The sequence below is a fragment of the Microbacterium sp. zg-YB36 genome (assembly GCF_024623575.2).
In the GTDB taxonomy this organism is placed as follows: Bacteria; Actinomycetota; Actinomycetes; order Actinomycetales; family Microbacteriaceae; genus Microbacterium.
On the sequence record NZ_JANJFD020000015.1, the window covers coordinates 30217 to 45617 of the forward strand.

16 protein-coding genes are annotated in these 15401 nt (G+C 69.2%); 9 read left to right on the forward strand and 7 right to left on the reverse strand.

The window, feature by feature from the left end; all coding sequences use genetic code 11:
* Positions 1–167: 167 nt before the first annotated feature.
* Entirely contained in the window at positions 168–1253 is a 1086-nt protein-coding gene (locus NQ151_RS16390) for a Gfo/Idh/MocA family protein (protein ID WP_257528740.1), read from the forward strand.
* On the opposite strand, the gene NQ151_RS16395 is transcribed toward NQ151_RS16390, so the two are convergent.
* The 3 genes from NQ151_RS16395 to NQ151_RS16405 are packed head-to-tail and all read right to left on the reverse strand — an operon-like array spanning position 1225 to position 3556.
* Positions 1225–1659: a type II 3-dehydroquinate dehydratase gene (locus tag NQ151_RS16395; RefSeq protein WP_257510092.1), complete on the reverse strand. Its 435-nt coding sequence runs from the start codon at positions 1657–1659 to the stop codon at positions 1225–1227. The two genes, NQ151_RS16390 and NQ151_RS16395, sit on opposite strands and share 29 nt — an antisense overlap.
* A gap of 28 nt (positions 1660–1687) precedes the next feature.
* The gene (locus NQ151_RS16400; RefSeq protein WP_257510091.1) at positions 1688–2968 is read right to left on the reverse strand and encodes a TRAP transporter large permease; all 1281 of its coding nucleotides are present in this window, start codon (positions 2966–2968) and stop codon (positions 1688–1690) included.
* Positions 2969–2971: 3 nt separating this feature from the next.
* Entirely contained in the window at positions 2972–3556 is a 585-nt protein-coding gene (locus tag NQ151_RS16405) for a TRAP transporter small permease (RefSeq protein WP_257510090.1), read from the reverse strand.
* 236 nt (positions 3557–3792) lie between these two features.
* Between NQ151_RS16405 and NQ151_RS16410 the strand changes: the two genes are divergently transcribed.
* Both NQ151_RS16410 and NQ151_RS16415 read left to right on the forward strand, forming a co-directional pair.
* On the forward strand, positions 3793–4371 hold the full coding sequence (locus NQ151_RS16410; protein WP_257528741.1) for a cysteine hydrolase family protein: 579 nt from the start codon (positions 3793–3795) through the stop codon (positions 4369–4371).
* Between the two features lie 79 nt (positions 4372–4450).
* Positions 4451–5272, forward strand: a complete 822-nt coding sequence (locus NQ151_RS16415; protein WP_257528742.1) for a class II aldolase/adducin family protein — start codon at positions 4451–4453, stop codon at positions 5270–5272.
* A 37-nt stretch (positions 5273–5309) separates the two neighbouring features.
* Here NQ151_RS16415 and NQ151_RS16420 read toward each other — a convergent pair whose 3' ends face one another.
* Positions 5310–6950, reverse strand: coding sequence for an ABC1 kinase family protein (locus tag NQ151_RS16420; protein ID WP_257510087.1), 1641 nt, complete (start codon positions 6948–6950; stop codon positions 5310–5312).
* On the opposite strand from NQ151_RS16420, the gene NQ151_RS16425 reads away from it, so the two are divergent.
* Together NQ151_RS16425 and NQ151_RS16430 are read left to right on the forward strand one after the other, a co-directional pair.
* Entirely contained in the window at positions 6897–7880 is a 984-nt protein-coding gene (locus tag NQ151_RS16425) for an alpha/beta fold hydrolase (protein ID WP_257528743.1), read from the forward strand. The genes NQ151_RS16420 and NQ151_RS16425 overlap by 54 nt on opposite strands.
* 41 nt (positions 7881–7921) lie before the next feature.
* The gene (locus NQ151_RS16430; RefSeq protein ID WP_257528744.1) at positions 7922–8218 is read left to right on the forward strand and encodes a DUF1905 domain-containing protein; all 297 of its coding nucleotides are present in this window, start codon (positions 7922–7924) and stop codon (positions 8216–8218) included.
* Between the two features lie 8 nt (positions 8219–8226).
* Here NQ151_RS16430 and NQ151_RS16435 read toward each other — a convergent pair whose 3' ends face one another.
* Together NQ151_RS16435 and NQ151_RS16440 are read right to left on the reverse strand one after the other, a co-directional pair.
* Positions 8227–9555 carry an alpha-amylase family glycosyl hydrolase gene (locus tag NQ151_RS16435; RefSeq protein WP_257528745.1) on the reverse strand — a complete coding sequence of 443 codons (1329 nt, stop codon included), beginning with the start codon at positions 9553–9555 and terminating at the stop codon, positions 8227–8229.
* Positions 9556–9585: 30 nt separating this feature from the next.
* Positions 9586–10041, reverse strand: coding sequence for a hypothetical protein (locus NQ151_RS16440; RefSeq protein WP_257528746.1), 456 nt, complete (start codon positions 10039–10041; stop codon positions 9586–9588).
* 146 nt (positions 10042–10187) lie between these two features.
* On the opposite strand from NQ151_RS16440, the gene NQ151_RS16445 reads away from it, so the two are divergent.
* The gene (locus tag NQ151_RS16445) at positions 10188–11291 is read left to right on the forward strand and encodes a fatty acid desaturase family protein (RefSeq protein ID WP_257528747.1); all 1104 of its coding nucleotides are present in this window, start codon (positions 10188–10190) and stop codon (positions 11289–11291) included.
* Between the two features lie 4 nt (positions 11292–11295).
* Positions 11296–11994 carry a M23 family metallopeptidase gene (locus tag NQ151_RS16450; RefSeq protein ID WP_257528748.1) on the forward strand — a complete coding sequence of 233 codons (699 nt, stop codon included), beginning with the start codon at positions 11296–11298 and terminating at the stop codon, positions 11992–11994.
* A 24-nt stretch (positions 11995–12018) separates the two neighbouring features.
* On the opposite strand, the gene NQ151_RS16455 is transcribed toward NQ151_RS16450, so the two are convergent.
* Positions 12019–12810, reverse strand: a complete 792-nt coding sequence (locus NQ151_RS16455; RefSeq protein WP_257528749.1) for an alpha/beta fold hydrolase — start codon at positions 12808–12810, stop codon at positions 12019–12021.
* A 37-nt stretch (positions 12811–12847) separates the two neighbouring features.
* Between NQ151_RS16455 and NQ151_RS16460 the strand changes: the two genes are divergently transcribed.
* The gene (locus NQ151_RS16460; RefSeq protein WP_257528750.1) at positions 12848–13246 is read left to right on the forward strand and encodes a ribosomal maturation YjgA family protein; all 399 of its coding nucleotides are present in this window, start codon (positions 12848–12850) and stop codon (positions 13244–13246) included.
* Between the two features lie 28 nt (positions 13247–13274).
* Complete coding sequence (locus NQ151_RS16465; RefSeq protein WP_257528751.1) at positions 13275–14270, forward strand: aldo/keto reductase; 996 nt, start codon at positions 13275–13277, stop codon at positions 14268–14270.
* The last annotated feature ends 1131 nt before the right edge of the window (positions 14271–15401 follow it).

Here is a 15401-nt window from a genome sequence, read left to right on the forward strand (position 1 = left end):
GACCTGTTTTCGGTTGCCGAGACGGCAGCATCGGGTCGTGGCCGACTCTGGCCGACTCCCTGCAGTTCGCAAAGCGATGTCCCGTCGAATGGAACATCGCCGACAGCGGCCCGATCGTCGCATACGCTGACCGCGACCGGTGGCTGTGCCGAGACGGGGGAGTGCCCATGAACAACCTTGAGACCGCGCCCGTCCGCGTCGGAGTCATCGGCGTCGGGTTCATGGGCCGGCAGCATGTCGATTTCATTCGAGCGAATCCGGATGCCGAGCTGGCGGCGGTCGCCGATCCCGTCGCGGCGTCGGACGCGTTCGCGTGTCCGACGTACCCCGACGCCGGCGCGATGCTGGAATCGGCCGACCTCGACGCCGTGATCATCGCCAACCCCAACGCGCTCCACGTCGACACCGCGATCGAGTGCCTCACCGCCGGCGTGGCAGTGCTGCTGGAGAAGCCGGTCGCTGTCGATTACGCGGAGGCACTGCGGCTGGTCGACGCGGTCGACCGGCTGCACGGGCGTCTGCTGGTCGGGCACCACCGGCGCCACCATCCGGCGGTCGCGCGTGCCCGCGCCGCGATCGGCGCAGGGGAGATCGGTCCCCTCGTCGCCGTGAGCGGGCTATGGTCCGCGCGCAAGGAGGACGCCTACTTCACCGACACCCCGTGGCACCGCCAACGCGGCGCCGGGGTGATGCTCATCAATCTCGTGCACGACCTCGATCTGCTGCGTCACCTGTGCGGCGAGGTCACCGAGGTCCACGCGATGGTGAGTTCGCACACCCGCAACCTCGACGTCGAAGACACCGCGTCGGTGAACCTGCGGTTCGACAACGGCGCCGTCGGCAGCTTCCTCGCGTCCGATGCGGGTGTCTCACCGTGGGGCTGGGATCAGTCCACCGAGGACACCCTGGAGTTCCCGTTCCTGCCGGACGGCTCTGCGTACCAGTTCGTCGGCACGCGGGGTGCGCTGTCGGTGCCGAACCTCGCGAAGTACTCATACGACCCGTCGGTGTCCGCCGACTGGCATTCGCCGCTGTCGCGCTCGTACCTGCAGGTGCCGCCGGCCGGGTCTTTCCACCGTCAGCTCGCGCACTTCCTCGAGGTCGTGCGGGGGAACGCGGCCCCTCTCGTTTCGGCCGCGGATGCCGCTGGCACGCTGGCGCTCGTCGAGGCGGCGGCGCTGTCGGCACAGCGGGGCGTGACGGTGGACGTCGCGCGCTTCCGCGTCAGCCGGTCAGGCGATCTGCCGCTCTGATCGCCAGCTCGTACCCGAACACCCCTGCGCCGGCGATCACTGTGGTCGCGACGGTCGATACCAGCGAGTTCTGGTGCGCGGTGTCCCGGGCGTGGATGTTCGTGATGTGGATCTCCACGATCGGGGTGCGGAGCATCCGCAGGGCGTCGAGCACCGGGATCGACCGGAAGCTCAACCCTGCAGGGTTGATCACCACCGTGGCCCGCTCGTGGTACGCATCCTGCAGCCAGTCGACCATCTGGTACTCGGCGTTGGTCTGCGCGAAGAAGAGGTCGAATCCCAGCTCGTCCGCGAGGCGAGTGCAGTCGTTGCGCACGTCGTCGAGGGTCGCGCTCCCGTACAGCTCGGGTTCGCGCTGGCCGAGCATGTTGAGGTTCGGGCCGTTCAGGACGAAGAGTTTCCTCATCGACGAGTCCTTTCAGGGAGACGGCGGGTCACATCAGCCCCAGCCATGTGGGCACGATCGTGACGATCGCAGGGAACAGCGTGAGCAGCAGCAGCACGACCCCGAGCGGAATCAGGAAGGGGAGGATGCCGCGGAAGAGCTCGCCCATGGGCCTGCGCGTGATGGAACCGACGACGAACAGCACAGCCCCCACCGGTGGTGTCAGCGACCCGATCATGAGGTTGAGGATCATGATGACGCCGAGGTGGACCGGGTCGATCCCGAAGGACGCGGCGATGGGCATGAGGATCGGGACGAGCACGAGGATCACCGGGGGTGCCTCGAGGAAGATGCCGAGGAGGATCAGCAGCACGTTCAGCAGCAGCAGGAAGACCACAGGGTTGTCGGTCAGGTTGCTGAGCCATTCGCCCAGGTTGCGTGAGACCTGCTCGCGGGCCAGGACCTGTCCCATGAGGTTGGAGGCGCCGAGGATCAGCAGGATGCCGCCGGAGATGATGACGGTCTCTTTCGACGCCCGCCAGAACACCTTGAAGGTGAGCGTGCGGTAGAACACTCCGAGCACCAGCATGTAGGCCGCGGCGATCCCGGCGCTTTCGGTGGGGGTGAACCAGCCGCTGAAGATGCCGCCCAGGATGATCACCGGCAGCATCATCGGCCCGAGCACTCTGACGACGGCCTTGCCCAGCATGGCACCGTCGAACGACCGGCTGACGGCTACCGCCGGGTGCAGCTTGACCCAGATGAAGACGTAGATGGCAAGTCCCAGCGCCATCAGCATCGCCGGCAGGATGGAGCCGGCGAACAGCGCACCGGTGGAGATCGTGGCGGTGGCGGCGAAGAGCACGGCGGGGATGCTCGGCGGCATGACCGTGCTCATGAGCGAGCCGGATGCCGTCAGCCCCGCGGAGAACCCGTAGGGGTAGCCGGCCTTGAGCATCTGCGGGATCTGCACCTTGCTGGTGGAGGCGGCGTCGGCGAGTGCGGAACCACTGATCCACGAGAAGCCGATCGCGGTGGCGAGGTTGACGTAGGCCAGGTTGCCGGGAAGCCGGGGGAGCAGCGCCCGGGCGAAGTCGTAGAGCCGGGTCGCGATGCCGAGGTGGTTTGCGACCGTCCCGACGAAGATGAACAGCGGCACGGCCAGCAGGGGGAAGCTGTTGATGCCGTTCACGATCGACGACATCGCGTAACCGGGGGACAGCCCCTGCGTGTAGAAGTACAGCATGCTCGCGGCGATCATCGCGAAGGCGACGGGCACGCGCAGCAGCAGGAAGACGACGAGAACGACGATGTACAGCCAGAGTTCCAAGGATCAGCCTTCCATCTCGGAGATGTTGAGCTGTCGCTCTGGGCGGTGGGCGTAGGGGATCTTCATGATCGAGTGGAATGCCGCCGACAGGAACCCGATGAGGGCGAAGACGTACAGCATGCCCAGCGGGATGTGCATCGCAGCGCTGGCGCGCGCCCACTCGATCTCGATCTTCACGAACGCCTCATAGGCGAGGGCGAGACTGGTGGCGGCCATGATGACGGCCGACACGATGCGCAGCGCGGTGAAGAGCTTCTTGCCGGCGAGCATCTGGTCGAACACCTCGATCACGATGTGACCGTTGCGCCCGACGAGGTAGCCGGTCGTGATGAACGTCATCGCGACCATGGCCAGCAGCGCCAGTTCACCGGCGCCGACCCAGCCGACCGCCGGGAAGTAGCGCCCCAGCACCTGGTACATCACACCGAAGAAGAGCAGGGCGAACAGTGTCACACCGATCGTGACCTCGACCGTGGAGAGGATCCGCATGAACCGAGGGTCCGGCGGCACCCCCTGATTCAGCTTCGGGATCGTGTAATAGGTGTTGGTGTTCCCGTAGATCGACTCTTCGGGCTCGTTCTGGGTCATTGCGTCACCGACGCGGTGTCAGGGAGCATTGCCAACCTCTCTGTTGGGGCGGTGGCGACGCTCACGCAGACGCGGCCACAACAGCACTCTGGATCCTTCGGTGTCGGCGCGCAAAGCCCAGTCTCGCCGAATGGGACGTTTCCCCGCCGGCCACCGACGCGGGATGTCCGGATCGCTCCGTTCGTTGGCGGCATTACGGCTTTCCGGGTCGGGCCGGTGGCGCCAGGATGAGCCGCATGACACGCGAAACTGACACCGCCCTCCTGGTGATCGACGCGCAGGAGTCCTTCCGGCAGCGGCCCGACGACTGGGCGGCGACGGCCAATCCGCAGCTGCTGGCGAACATCGCACGGCTCGTCGACCATGCCCGCGCAGCGGGCGACGTCGTCGCGTGGGTCACCCACTCCGAACCCGGCACGGGCGGGGTGTTCGACCCCCGCTCGGGATTCGTCCGGGTTATCGCCGAGCTCGACCCCCGCGACGGCGAGATCCAGGTCACCAAGACGACCGTCAATGCCTTCACGTCGACGGACCTGCAGCACCAGCTCACGGCACGGGGTGTGCGGCGGGTGGTGATCTGCGGCATCCGCACCGAGCAGTGCTGCGAGACCACGGCGCGGGTGGCCGGCGACCTCGGATTCGACGTGGAGTTCGTCACGGATGCCACGACGACCTCCGCGATCGGGGCCGGGCCGGGCTACGGCGCGGTGTCCGGTGAGGAACTGATGCGCCGCACCGAGAGCGTCCTGGGAGCGCGGGGGTTCGCGACCATCGTGACGACGGCCGAGCGGACGGCACGCTCGGTCGCGGCCTGAACAGAAACTCTGTTGACAGTGTGGTCTGACCATACGTATTCTTGAAACGATTCATTTCCGATCGTCACGAGGAGTCAGCATGGGCATCGATCGTCCGACCATCGAGGAATACCTCGCCAACATGGGCGCGGCCGGACACCGGATCTGCGAGATCGACGCCAGCGAAGCGGGTGCGGGCAACATCTCTCTCTGCCTGGACGAGCTGCCGCGCGTGCGGCAGATCTTTCCGATCTCGGAGCGGATCGAGCTGCCCTTGCCGGCACCCGCGCTGGCTGGTCGGACGCTCCTGGTCACCGGATCAGGCCGGCGCCTGCGGCAGATCGCCGAGAACCCGCTCGCGGCCATCGCCGCGGTGATCGTGGAGCCCGGCGGTACCCACGCCGAGATGCTCACGTCCCCGCAGCGTCAGTTCGCGGCCCTCACCAGTGAGTTCAACTCGCACCTGGCGGTGCACGATGACCAGGTCGGCCGGCGCAACCTGCCCTTCCACGCGGTCGTGCACGCGCAGCCGCCGCACCTGACCTACCTCAGCCACATCCCGCTGTACCGGGACACCGAGGCGATGAACCGCCGCATCCTGCGGTGGGAGCCCGAGTCGATCGTCGCCCTTCCGGACGGCATCGGCGTGCTGGAGTTCATGGTCCCGGGGTCGGCAGAGCTGATGGATGCCAATGTCCGGGGGCTGCGCCACTTCGAGATCGTGCTGTGGAGCAAGCACGGCGTGATGGCCCGCTCGGACCTGTCGGTCACGCGCGCGGTCGACCGGGTCGAGTACGCCGAGACCGGCGCCAAGTACGAGTACATGAACCTCACCGGCGGAGGTCAGGCAGAAGGACTCAGCACAGCAGAGATCCGCGCGGTGGCGGACGCGTTCGGTGTGACATCCCGCTGGATCTCCTAGTCACCCGCACCGCTGGGACGGCCGGCGCGCTCCTTCGCTACCGGCGACGCCGCGCCGTCCACAGCAGGTAGCCGCTCAGGGTCGTGAACGTCGCGATGCCGGTGCCCGTCAGCGCGCCCTTCCAGGTGCGCAGCCTGCTGTCCCGGGCGATCACCTGACCGAGACCGTTGATGAGTGCGGCCGTGATGATTCCGGCGACCAGCCGATTCCCGATCCGCTCCGCGCGTCCGACCAGCGGATCCAGCTCTGCCGCCCGGAGGTGCACTTCGATGCCGTTGTGATCCATCACTTCCAGCAGCCGTCGCAGCCGCGTCGGCAGCTCGAGCAGCAGTTCGCCCGCGTCGATCGAGGCGCGCCCGATCCGCTTGGTCACCGCGGCCAGGGACAATCGGCGTTGGATGAGGCGCCGAGCGAACGGGGTGAGCACCGAGTTCAACTCGAAGGTCGGGTCCAGCTGCACGCCCACGCCTTCGATCACCAGCAGCGCCCGGACGACAAGGGAGACCTCCTGCGGGAGCTGCAGATGGTGCTCCCGCAGCACCCGAAGCAGATCGGTCGCCAGCGTCGTGAAGTGGATCTCGCCGAGCGTTCGGTCCGAGAACTCGCCGAACAGCGATGACATTGCGGCGCGAAGCGCGCGTCGGTCCACCGAGCCCTGCGCGACCGAGAGGTTGATGACGGCGCTCGCGAGGCCGTCTGAATTCCGGGTGGCGGCGGCGATGAAGACGTCGGCGAGCCCGTCCTGCAGTTCTTCCGTGATCTCGCCCACCATGCCGAAGTCGATGAGCGCGACCGAGTCCGGACGGACGAATGCGTTGCCGGGATGCAGATCGGCGTGGAAGAAGCGGTGCTCGAAGATCATCGACAGCACGATGTCCGCCCCGGTGACGGCCACTTCCCGACGGTCGATCCCTGCGGCATCCAGCGCTTCTCGGTCGCTGACCTTGATGCCGGTCATCCGTTCCATCGTCAGGACGCGGGAGGTCGTGGTCTCCCAGTAGACGCGCGGGATGACCACGTCGGACCGGTCGGCGAAGTCGGCCGCGAACCGTTCGGCGTTGCGCGCCTCGCGCAGGTAGTCCAGCTCCGCGCGCAGCGTCTCGGAGAACTCCCTCGCGATCCCGGGAACGTCGTAGGTGCGCGCGGGCTCCCACGCACGGGCCGCGCGGGCGGCGAGGTTGTTCAGGATCTCGAGGTCCTCCTGCACCTGCCGCACGACCTCGGGGCGGCGCACCTTCACCACGACGGACGTGCCGTCGGCGAGCGTCGCGGCATGCACCTGACCGATCGACGCGGATGCCATCGGCGTCCACTCGAACGAGGCGAAGAGGTCTTCGGGGTCGGCACCGAGTTCCTGCCGGATCGTCTCGCGGATCTGCTCGTCGGGAACCGGAGGGGCGGCATCCTGCAGCTTCGACAGCTCCGAGATGTAGGCCGGCGGCAGCAGGTCGGGACGAGTGGAGAGCAACTGCCCGAGTTTGATGAACGTGGGGCCGAGATCCTCGAGCACCAGGCGCACCCGCTCGGCGGTGTTGGCCGGCTCGTCCGCGCTGCCTGGCGCTGTGCGGTAGCGGGCGGGCAGCCACCGCGTGACCCCGATCTGCGCGCCGAGGAAACCCAGCCCGTGCCGAGCAAGCGTGTCGGCGATCTCCTGGTACCTGCCGAGAGGTGGCTGCATCGCCCCATCATCCCGACCGCCGTGGGAGCGGACAAGGGCGGGCGCGCCCCGGGCATGCCGTGGCGCCGCGCCGCGATGCTCGCGATGATGATCTCGACCCGGATGGGGCAGGAGGCCGTGACCGTGACGAGGATCTCGAAGACCGACGAGGGGGCGTGGCCGCCGGGGCTGGCCTACTTTCGGGTCGGTGCCGGGGCGCCGCTGCTGTTCCTGCCGGGCCTGTCCGGCGAGCCCGATACGCCGAGCGGACTGGATCTGACCCTGCAGCTGCATCTGCTCACGCCGTTTGCACGCAGCCGTGAACTGATCTGGCTGAATCGTCGGCGGGGACTGGCGCCCCCCGCGACGATGGCGCAGATCGCTGCCGACTTCGCCACGGTCATCCGCGAGCGGCTGCCCCCACCGGTGGACGTCATCGGAGTGTCCACCGGCGGCAGCGTCGCCCTGCAGCTCGCCGTGGACCATCCGGAACTCGTCCGCCGGCTCGTGGTCGTCTCCGCCGCCCATCGGCTGAGCGATAACGGACTGCGGGTGCAGCGCGAGATCGCGGCCGCCGTGCGCTCGGGCCGGCCCCGGCGGGCGGGGGCCGTCGGCGTCGCCGCGATGGCCGCGACCGGGCTGGGCGCTCTCGTGCTGGGCGCAGGGGGCTGGGTGATGGGGCGGCGCACTTTCGGGAACGCCGGCCCAGATCTGCTGGCCATGCTCGACGCCGAAGACGATTTCGACCTCCAGCCGCAGCTCGGCAGGATCACCGCTTCCACCCTCGTGATCGGTGCCGAGAAGGACCGGTACTACACGCCCCGGTTGTTCCGCGACACCGCCGCCGGCATCCCGGACGCCCGATTGATCCTGTACCCGCGGATCGGGCACATGGGAACGACGCTGCAGCGGCGCTTCCCCCGCGACGTGCTGTCGTTTCTGGAAGCGTGAGGGTGCCGGGCGGCATCCGTCATCTAGGCGAGGGTGGTGTCATGCACATCGAGTTCGAGTCGGTCGTGTTCCGATGGACTGCGCGGCCCGAGGCATGGTTGTTCGCGGACGTACCCGAGGAGCTGAGTGAGGACATCAGCGAGCTCACGGCGCCCTTCGCGCGCGGGTTCGGCTCGGTGCGCGTCGAGGCGTCGGTCGGTCGGACGACCTGGCGCACCTCGATCTTCCCCAGTTCGTCGGGCCGGTACTGGTTGCCGCTCAAACGCGCCGTTCGTGAGGCCGAAGCCCTCGTCGAGGGCGGCCCCGTGACGGTGAGTCTGCGGGTGCTCGACGTCTGAGGCCGGTGCTACTCGGCGATGACCCACCCCTGCGGGGGGAGCGTCAGCGTCGAGTCGCCGAGGTCCCCTTGACCGATCAGCACGGTACGAGCGCCGGCCGCCGAGACGGTGACGGGAGTGGCTCCGAGATTGAGCGCGCACACCACGGAACCATCAGGTGTCGCGGTCCGCAGCACGATCGACCCGTTGTCGACCTCCACCACGTCGGTGGCGGCCTCATGCAACCACGGTCGCTGTCGGCGCAGCGCAATCATCGCCTCGGTGAGATGCAGCGTGTCCGCGGCCCACGGGTCGAGCGTCTCGACCGCGGGCGGAGACGCGGGGAACTCGGGCCGGATCGCGTCATCGCCGCCGAAGCGCTCCTCCTTCACGGCGTGATACCCGTACTCGTCGCCGGCATAGATCGCCGGGGTGCCGGCGACCGTGAAGAGCACAGCGAGCGCATGCGGGACGAACGCGTCGCCGACCGCCGTGGCCACTCGGGTCACGTCGTGATTGCCGACGAAGGTGCTCGGGACCATGGTGGTGAGCAGAGCGGTGTGACGTCGGACCGCGTGCGCGAGTTCGTGGAGGTTGCGGTCGGCGATGCTGTGCCAGATGCCCTGCCACAGTTCGTACTGGGTGAGCGAATTGATCGTCGATTCTCGGACTATCGCGGCCTGATCGCCGTGAATGACCTCGCCGGTGAACCACGCATCGGGGTGGCGTTCGCGCACTCGCGGCAGAACCGCGGCCCAGAACGACGGGGGAACGGCGTATGCGGCGTCCAGGCGCCACCCGTCGATGCCGCGGTCCAGCCAGTAGGTCATGACATCCACGACGAGGTCGACGACGCGGGGCGAGTCGTGCCGCAGCGCCACGAGTTGTTCATGGCCCTCGAAGACATCGGCATCCACGGTGTCGCCCTCGTGCCAACCGTCCCAGTTCACTCGGAACAGGTCCGCGCTGTCGGCATCCGGTCCCTGCTCCTGAAGCGCCCGGAAGAGCGGGTGCTCTCGCCCGACATGGTTGAACACGCCGTCCAGAAGCACGCGGATGCCGCGGTCGCGTGCGTGCCCGATGAGTCGCACGAGGTCGTTCTCGTCGCCGAGGCGAGGGTCGATGCGGAAGTAGTCGACGGTGTCGTACCCGTGGGTGGATGAGGCGAAGACCGGCCCGAGCTGCAGGCCGTTGAGGCCGAGCTGCTGCACGTGGTCGAGCCACGCTTCGATGCGGTCGATCCGGTGAATCACCGGCTGCTCGGCCGGCGGCAGGGTCTGGGGCGCGCCGACGAATCCGAGGGGATAAACGTGCCACCACATGGCATGACGGACCCAGAGGGGATCGATGGAACGCATACTTCCACGCTACCCGCGGCGCTCGGCCACTCAGCGCCGGGCGTCCACCTGGCGGGCGATGATCAGCGCCGCCGGGATGTGGCCGGCCGCCAGGATCACGGCGCTCAACGCGAGCCACCCGTTGCTCAGCCACACGGACGCGGCGAGGAACACCGTCACCGGAAAGATGGCCATCGGCACGGGTAGACCCCACAGCGGCCGGTACAGCGCGGTACCCGAGCGGCCGCCCGCGAGGTAGCGGCCCCACAGCGCGTAGTAGGCGGCGAGCGCGGCAAGCGCCGGCACGACCCAGCCCCAGCGCAACGCCCCGGGCTCGGTGATCGCCGGCACCACGAGGCACAGCGCCTGTCCCGCGCGCTCGAGCCACTCGAGTGCACGCGGCACCCTCACCGGTGTGAGCGGCGGGTGCGGCGGGAGCCACAGCATCAGCAGATTCGGTGCGAGCACGGCGACGGCGACGATCAACCCCAGCGGCGAGAACCCCACTGTCGAACGCTATCGAGGTTGAAGCTGTGAGGCATCCAGAATCTGCGCGTAGCCTGCCAATATCAACTGGACCGCACGGATGCGCAACGCCGGCTGGATGAAGGCGCCCACCGCGACCGGAGCATTGCTGCGAGAGCAGGTAGGCCATGAACGAGATCCGCGCCACCGGACCCGCCCGTGCATCGTCCGGGGTGAAGCGTGAGGGTCCGAGCGAGTTCACCGGCCTGGCGCAGATCATCCGCGACAGTGGCCTGCTGCGACGACGGTACGGCTACTACTGGGCGAAACTCATCGCGGCGCCGGTGGTGCTGGGTCTGTGCCTGACCGCCTTCGTCTGGATCGGTGACACCTGGTGGCAGATGTTCACCGCCGCCGTGCTCGGGATCGTGCTGACCCAGATCGCGTTTCTCGGACACGATGCCGCGCACCGCCAGATCTTCGTCTCGGGCAAGTGGAACGACTGGGCATGCCTGGTGATCGGCGACCTGCTCGTCGGCATGAGCTACGGGTGGTGGCAGCACAAGCACACCCGGCATCACGCCAACCCGAACAAGCTGGGCGCCGACCCTGACATCGAGCTGCCCGTCATCGTCGTGACAGCCGAAGCGGCCGCGGTGCCGCGCCCGGCGGTCATCTCCTGGCTGCGCAGCCACCAGGGCCTGTTCTTCTTCCCGATCCTGCTGCTGGAGGGCATCTCGCTGCACGCCTCCGGGGTGCGCCGCGTCTTCGTGCGCGAGCACTTGAACCGTCGCTGGGTCGAGATCGGCTTCATCGGCATCCGACTGATCGGCTACGGGGTCCTGGTGTTCTTCGTGCTGTCGCCGGGGGTCGCGGTGGCGTTCCTTGCCGTGCAACTGGGGGTGTTCGGGTTCTACATGGGCGCGTCGTTCGCCCCGAACCACAAGGGCATGCCCATCGTCCCCCGCGACATGACCCTGGACTTCCTCCACCGCCAGGTGACGATGAGCCGCAACATCCGCGGCAGCCGCGTGCTGGACACCGTGATGGGCGGGCTCAACTACCAGATCGAGCACCACCTGTTCCCGTCGATGCCCCGTCCCCACCTGCGGGCGGCCGCCCCGATGATCGCCGCCTACTGCCGCGAGCACGACATCCCCTACACGCAGACCGGCCTGTTCACCTCGTACGCGATCATCGTCCGCTACATCAATCGCGTCGGGCTGGGGGAGCGGGACGTGTTCACCTGCCCGCTCGTGGACCAGCGCCGCCACCTCACCGCCGGCGGCTGAGCGTGTGGCGACGGTCGCACCGGTGCTGATGACCCTGCCCTTCGCGGGCCGGTGGCTCGTGCAGAACAGCCCCGCCCGGCGCGACCCGAGCCACGGGGTCGACGTGTTCGGGCAGCGGTACGCGATCGACTTCGTCGAGGTGGACGAGCGGGGACGTACCGCCGCGACGCAGGACTGGCGGACGCTTCTCGCGACCGAACCGCCCGAGCGGTTCTCTGCCTTCGGAACGCCACTGTCGGCACCGGTCGCCGGAGTTGTCGTCGCCGTCCACGACGGCGAGCCCGACCACGAGGCACGGCGGTCGCAGCTCGCGCTGATCCGGTATGCCGCCGGTCAGGCCGGGCGGCTGCGCGAGGGGCCGCACGCGGTGGCGGGAAACCACGTGATCCTGCGCGACCGGGTGAGCGGAATGCTCGTGGCGATGGTGCACCTGCGGGCCGGATCGATGCGCGTCGGTGTCGGCGACGAGGTGGCGGTGGGGGACCCGGTCGCGCAGTGCGGCAACTCCGGCAACTCGACCCAGCCGCACCTGCACGTGCAGGCGATGGACAGTGCCGACCTCCGCGTCGCCCGCGGGGTGCCGATCGCGTTCACCGGGTACCGCCAGTGGGGCCCGGGCCGGCGCGGTGTCGTGCGAGAGGTGGATGCCGGCATCCCCGACGAGGGTGCGGTCGTCGCTGCCAGCGGCATCCACCCGGGGTGACCGGCGGGCGCGTGCGCGCCGAGATCAGGAGAGGAAGTCCACTCCCGCCTGGCGGAACGCCCGCGACCCGGGCGCGTTGATGTGGTTTCGGCCGGGAATCTCCACGAACGTGCCGTGCGGCGCGACGCCCGCCAGGCGCCGCGACTGCTCCAGGATCGGGTCCTCGGTGCCGGTGGCGAACAGCACCGGCTGCGCGGGCGGCGACGCCGGGTCGGGATCGCTCTCGCCCAGTCGCATGCCTTCGGCCAGTGCGACCAGTGCGCGCAGGTCGTTCGTCGGCACCCGCTCGGCCAGTGCGACGTACCGCTGGGTCACGGCATCCTCCACCGGGCGACCCTCGTCGAGGTAGGCCCGCACCTGCGCGATCTGCATGCGCGCGAGTGGCCGGCCATCGGGGATGCCGCCCAGCACCGCCCGCTCGATGCGCGTCGGCGCGTCGACCGCGGTCTGCCAGCCGACGCGCCCGCCGAGTGAATAGCCGACGTAGCGCACCGTGTCGAGCAGGTAGGTGTCGAGCACGTTGAGGAGGTCGGAGACGAGGCTCGTCATCTCGTACGCGGTGGCCAGGTGCGGCTTGTCGCTGGCGCCGTGTCCGCGCTGATCGACCGCGAGCACGTGCAGCCCCGCCTGCAGCAGATCCCGCACCCACCCGGTGTTCACCCAGTTGTCGCGGGTGCTGGAGCCGAACCCGTGCACGCACAGCACCGTCGGCGCCGCCTCGTCGCCCCACGTGTAGGTGGCGAGCCGGTCGCCGTCGGCGGTCATGACGAACTGCGGCTCGGGCATGCGGGTCAGTGCGTTGAGCGCGGCATCCATGCTCCGATCCTCTCGCATCGGCCGATACAGTGACCGGATGCCGCGCCCCGCCCGCCGTCGCCTCGTCGCCGCCGTCCTGCTCGCAGCGACCATCGCCGCGGGCCTGGCCGTGCACCGCTGGGCACCGGGCGTCGCGGCATCCGACATCGCCGGCGATGTGCTCTACGCGCTCGCCGCCTACGTCGGACTGGTGCTGCTGTTCCCGAAGCCGCGCCCGTGGGTCGTGGGGTTCGTCGCGGTGACGTGGTGCGTGGCGGTGGAGTTGTTCCAGCTCACCGGCGTGCCCGAGCGCATCGGGGCGGCGCTGCCGCCCGCGATGCTGCTGCTGGTAACCGTGTTCGACGCGCGCGACCTGGTGGCATATGTGCTCGCGATCATCGTCGCCGCCGCTGTGGACACCGCGCTGGTCGGGCGTGTGGCGACGCGGGCGACGTGACATCCTGGATTCCTACGAAGGAGTCCCCATGCAACACCGTCCCCTCGGACGCACCGGACGCGCAGTCTCGGCGATCGGTCTCGGTACCTGGCAGCTCGGCGCCGATTGGGGCGATGTCTCCGAAGCCGACGCGCGCGCTGTGCTCGCGGCATCCGCCGACAGCGGTGTCACGCTCTTCGACACCGCCGACGTCTACGGCGATGGCCGCAGCGAGACGATCATCGGCGGGTTCCTCGCCGAGCGTGCCGGCCACGGCATCACCGTGGCCACCAAGATGGGCCGGCGCATGGCGCAGGAACCCGCCAACTACACGTCGGAGAACTTCCGCGCCTGGACCGAACGCTCGCGTCGCAACCTCGGTGTCGACACGCTCGACCTCGTGCAGCTGCACTGCCCGCCCACAGAAGTGATCGAGGCGGATGCCACGTACGACGCGCTCGACGCGCTGGTGGCATCCGGTGCCATTGCCGCCTACGGCGTGTCGGTGGAGACGTGCGCGCAGGCGCTCGCCGCGATCGCGCGGCCGCACGTGACGAACGTGCAGATCATCGTCAACCCGTTCCGGTTGAAGCCGCTCGACGAGGTTCTGCCGGCGGCGGCGGATGCCGGCGTCGCGATCTTCGCCCGCGTGCCGCTGGCGTCGGGTCTGCTCAGCGGCAAGTACACCGCCACGACGGCGTTCGCCGCCGACGACCACCGTTCGTTCAACCGCCACGGCGAGGCCTTCGACCGCGGTGAGACGTTCTCCGGCGTCGACTACGAAACCGGCATCGCCGCTGCCGCCGAGCTGGCTGCCGCCCTGCCCGAGGGCGTCTCGCTGCCGGCGGCCTCGCTGGCGTGGGTCGCGTCGCGCCGCGGCGTGACGAGCGTCATCCCCGGCGCCCGCACCGTGGCGCAGGCCACCGCGAACGCCGATGCGGCGGCGTTCCTCGAGCCCGGCGCCTTCGACCTCGACGCGTTCGACGCCGTCGTGCGGGACGTCTACAACCGGAGCCTGCGGGCAGACATCCACCCGCTCTGGTAACCCGCCGCGCGCGGGGCTCGGCGCCCCGCGGCATCCTTCGGTCGTCGCAAACATCCCCTGCGCCCGGGTTCCGGGGCCCTTTGCGACGACTGAGCGCGCGCCGCGGGGATTCGGTCGTCGTGAACGACCCCTGAACCACGCGCGCAGGGGCATGTGCGACGACCGAGCGAGGTGGATGCCGAGCCAGCGCTTGACCTGGAGCGCGCTCCAGGTGGAAACCTCGCGGGCATGGAAACGACGAGGACCCCCGCTGCTGCGGGGCAGCGGCCCGGGTGGCGGGCAGCGGGCCCTGCCATCCGTGCCGCCCTCACCGTTCTCGCCGACAAGATCGCGTCCTACTGCGCGTCGGGATGAGATCGTCGCTGGTGCTGGAGGACCCTCGTCCCCCATAGTGGGTCTTGTACGCGGTTCGCCGGTCCGACACACCCGAGTCGGCACGAACCACCGCGTTACGTTTCGAGTCATCCCCCCGATATATCCGCTCGAACGGAATCCGCGATGGTCGCAATTGTTCCGGCACCCGCTGTGCGCAGCACGGTGGTGACCGTGGCTCGGCGCGCGTCGCGACGGTTTCCGCGGACCGGGTGCCTGACGACGCGCACATCGTCGCGCTGGGGAACTCGCGACGTGAACCGGCGAGCAGCCGCGGTCGGGGCACTGACCGCATGCGCGCCGGCTGAGGGAGCTGGGGAAGAGGACGATGGTGTTCCGGCCACATGAATCGGCACAAGCGGCCCACGACGACGCGACGGGCGCAGCGGGGGTGCTGCCGTCGCAGAGCGACCCGATCTGGCACGCCGTGCTCAGCGGTCGGCCTCCCGATATCGAACAGAACCAACGACAGGATGCTCGTCCGGGCGCGACGCCGGACACCGCGCCGCCCGTGCTTCGGACCCGGCGGCGAGAGCGTCTGAGAGCGGACACGCGCAGCGAGCCGGTCGAGCCGGTCGAGCCCGCGCGCCGGGACTGGACCGGGCTGGCGGCGCCGTCTGTGGTCGCGGTTCCCATTCCGGCGCACGCGTTTGCTCCGCCGTCGCCGCTGCCTCGCGAGCCCGAGCCCGAGCCCGCACCCGAGCCGGCTCCCGAGGCCGCCCCGGCCCCGCCGCCCGCCCCGGCCCCGGCACCCGCCCC